General features: G+C 43.3%; 1 pseudogene. It reads left to right on the top strand.

What is annotated here, in order from left to right:
- Positions 1–381: 381 nt before the first annotated feature.
- Positions 382–545: pseudogene (locus R7190_RS29950) on the top strand (RNA pseudouridine synthase); the annotation flags it as partial.

Below are 545 nucleotides of genomic sequence, written 5' to 3'. Positions count from 1 at the left end.
GCGGAAAAATAGCGATATTCTGGATTGGGGTTGATCTGGTACGGCGGATTCCATTTCTTATTGTCCTTTGATGTTGTGTATAGCGGCATAACCTTCCCCGCGAGAACGGTTCGCGGGAATCCAAACGGCGTGAAACCTTATTTAATGTTATGGGGTGCTTTTCCGAACGGAATAAAGTTATTTGGGTAACCACTCTATAAATATCACTCCCGCAGTACTTGTCAAACTATATTTACAAATCAGTTTTTATTTTATTTTTCGAATTTATTGACTTGATTAACCCTGTTGGTTTTGGTGTTTTCATTGGTCGCGAAATTAAAATGCGTTTTGGCTGAGCCCTCGTTATAATCGCGGCGTTTTTATTTTCTAGAGATCCCACCCATGGCAATGCTTGAGTACAACCCACCGACTGATCCTTGGATCGACATCGTTTTTGAGGACGACCATATCTTGGCTGTGAATAAGCCGTCTGGTTTGTTATCAGTTCCGGGACGGCTTGCAGAGCACCATGACAGCATGTGGAGTCGTTTACAGGAAGAGTACCC

The sequence above is a fragment of the Vibrio sp. 1078-1 genome (assembly GCF_033340475.1).
The sequence above is the reverse complement of the archived record's forward strand: the minus strand, read 5'-3'. Positions and strand labels throughout refer to the sequence as shown.